Here is a 3,201-nt window from a genome sequence, read left to right as displayed (position 1 = left end):
CTTGCCGCTCATAAATTGTTCAAGAGCTTTCTTCTCTAGTTCTTGTTGTTCTGTATTTGTCATCTTATCTGAATAATGTGTAAATTAAAAATTTAGTATTCAGACAAGGTTATATTTACACTCTCGGAAATCAATTTGAACAATTATAAATATAAAAATGCGGCTTAATGAAAACTTGTACCAAATTTATTAGGTAGTCCAACATTATGACTTCATACATTTTGTTACAAGCTGGCTTTTATTTATCGACAATTTTTATTTTCTTACTTATTTTAATGAAATTATCAAGTTTTCTCATATTTCCATTTTCATCATATTCGGGTAATAAAAAGACTTCTTCTATATAACCTTCCAAGTAATATACTCCTGGTTTACTATATTTTGAATCAAAAGGAATTACACTATCATTAATAGCTTCATAAGATTCCGTAGTTTTTCCTTTTAAATCATCAATATTATATGGTTTGTCATAGATACCATAATGAAACCAAAGATACCTTTTATCATTTTTTTTTAATTGAAGAGTATCCATTATTTTTGACTTATATACGATCTCACCATATTCTAAACTATCTTTTCTATGGATGTCTTTAATTTTAATAGTTAGACGATTAGTAGGTACTTTGTTGTTAACTTTAGATTTATCCCCATTTATTTGCGAACATCCAGAGACTAACAAAATAGTTAAAATGAATAGACCTGATTTAATTACCGTTTTCAAAATCTTTTCTTGCTTTTTTCTTAATGTTATCTCCTTTTTCTTCATAAAACTGTCTAACTTTACTACTGTCTTTAGGGTAAATTAATGTATCTTTTTCCACTATTACGCCACTTTGGTCAATATGACCATTATTTGTAAAATAGCTCCAGCTATTTACTTTTTTAATTTTTATTGACACTTTAGGCTCTTCTTTTGAAGTGTAAATATCATTACTATTGGAAGAACTTGATGAATTTTCTTCATCTCCGTATCCGAATGCGGTTCCTAATTTAGTATAATATTTAAGAACAGTTTTAAAATCATAGCTAAAGTTATATATAGATTTCATCACATCCGTAGAGATTTGTTTGAATGTACTGTTAAATTTTCTTATTCCTGGATCTCCCCAAAGATCATCTGCTCCATTTCGCTTTCGATCACTTTTTATTCCATCCATTCCGGGATTGTTACCCCACCAAGGTTCAAAAGCTGCATTGTTAGTCAATTTATCATACCAACTTTGTCCATTGTTATTTCCTCTATCAATGCTATGATAAATATCTTGCCATTGTTTTAATGCACTATTCCATTTATAGAATTGCCTAGAATGTTCTGGATATTCACAAAGTTGTCCATCTTCTTTTCCAGGATATCCTGGTCCACCATATTTATTGATATTTTGTCTTTCACAATGCTCAATAATGATTTCTCCTTTTATAATTCCATTACTAGTGCTAATTGGTTTATAAGAAATGCCTTTTACTTCTATTTCTCTAGGAATTGGAAATCTAATTGATAACCCTCGGGAAAGACTGTTCATTTTTGCATTTACTTTCTGAACCATAGTCCGCTCTATGTTCATATGATTGGTAGAAGAACTATTTAGTACTTCATTAGCAACTTCTTTTAGAGCTTGTTCAATACGATCAATTAATTTTCGGGAAATATTATTGTTCATTAAGTTTTAGTTTTTATGAGTCTTTGCTTGCTTGTAACGGTAAATATAACAAACGTTGCTGACCAAAAGGGCAGCTATGTTTTGTTATATAGTGTTATAAACATTTTTAACTTCTCTAATATTTAGTTTTGTTTAGAATATATAATTATTCCTCAAACCAGTTGAGATCATTACACATATCCAAAGCTTCGTTTATTAGTTTAGAGTAATTTTTTAAAGGTTTATTAAATAATCCAACGAACAGAACATCTTTACTAGGAAAGTAGAAATAGAACGAATTAAATCCACCCACTTCTCCTGTATGATAAATCATATCCATTTTATATCTAGATTTTGTCTTTGGTGTTATAAACCAACTATATCCTATTCTTGGGTTGATTGAGTCTTTCCAGTTTTTTGGCCGATAAATAGTTCTTGATTCGTTTAAAAGCTCTTTACTTAAAAACTTATTTTCTTTTATAGAATGTTCGTAATTGGCTAGATCTATTACTGAACTCCAAATTCCACTATTTCCTGATGCTGCAAATGTTGGAACTTCTCCATAATCATCCTCAGTATAATGTCCATTTTTAAATTTGTATGCATGGGCTACATCTTTTTGAGGATAATCACCATCAGTAATTTTACTATTAGTCATATTTGATGGTTCTAAAATATTTTTGATAATAAATTTTTGCCATTTATCTTTTGTAATTTTTTCTATGATTAAAGCTAATCCATTGAAAGCAGGATTGGAATATTTATATTTTTCTCCTGACTGAAATTCAAGGTTGTTCGCTAACTTCAAAGAGGCAAAGTTTCCACTATCTTTTGCTGTTAAATAAAACTCAACATTTTCTTTAATTTTTCTATTATCAGGTAGTCCAGATGTATGTGATAATAAATGTTTTATCTGAACTTTATTCGCTATTTCTTTATTGCTAAAGTCACTAAAGTACATTGAAAGGCTATCTTCTAAAGAGAGTAATCCTCTTTCTTTTAAAATTAGTATACCATTAGAAACAAAGGTTTTAGAAATAGAACCTGTATTAAAAGAAGTATGTTCGGTTATTTTTTCTTTTGTTTCGAGATTAGCAAGTCCATAGTTTTTTAGATAAATTATATCTCGTCCTTTTTTTAAAAGTACTGAACCTCCTGGTCCTGACGATTCAATTTCAGGTTCTAATAGTTTATCTATTATTAGTTTTATACTATCTTTTTTAGTTTGAGCCAAACATTGGTAAAAGGACAAACAAGAAAGAATGTATAGAGTTATATATTTTTGTTTCAATTATTTGTTTTTTATTGTTTAGTAGAGTAGAGCCTGATAGCTCTGCCTTATTATTATCTGTTTAAAGATATTAATATTTTAGAACTATCAGCGCCCCCTTCATCAAACCGTACGTGAAGTTTTCCCTCATACGGCTTACCGATAGCGTTCTTCATTGCGCTTTAGAAATTGTTTTCAAGCGAGCATACTTTTCTATATCCAATAGCTTATAACATTTCACTAGTGTTTCATAGGGATGCTGGCGAAGCGCCCGATGTGCTTTTCTTCCTTTTG

At 29.6% G+C, this 3,201-nt stretch carries 3 protein-coding genes; all 3 read right to left on the bottom strand.

The window, feature by feature from the left end; translation table 11 throughout:
• Positions 1–238 precede the first annotated feature (238 nt).
• The gene (locus tag F0000_RS26815) at positions 239–721 is read right to left on the bottom strand and encodes a hypothetical protein (protein ID WP_149627772.1); all 483 of its coding nucleotides are present in this window, start codon (positions 719–721) and stop codon (positions 239–241) included.
• Complete coding sequence (locus F0000_RS26810; protein WP_149627771.1) at positions 705–1,658, bottom strand: hypothetical protein; 954 nt, start codon at positions 1,656–1,658, stop codon at positions 705–707. Before F0000_RS26810 ends, F0000_RS26815 begins: the two co-directional genes overlap by 17 nt.
• Before the next feature lie 145 nt (positions 1,659–1,803).
• Positions 1,804–2,928, bottom strand: a complete 1,125-nt coding sequence (locus F0000_RS26805) for a serine hydrolase (RefSeq protein ID WP_149627770.1) — start codon at positions 2,926–2,928, stop codon at positions 1,804–1,806.
• Between the last annotated feature and the right edge of the window lie 273 nt (positions 2,929–3,201).

Origin of the sequence: Aquimarina sp. RZ0, from assembly GCF_008370685.1 — a bacterium.
Lineage (GTDB): Bacteria > Bacteroidota > Bacteroidia > Flavobacteriales > Flavobacteriaceae > Aquimarina.
This window is presented reverse-complemented; position numbering and strand designations above follow the sequence as displayed.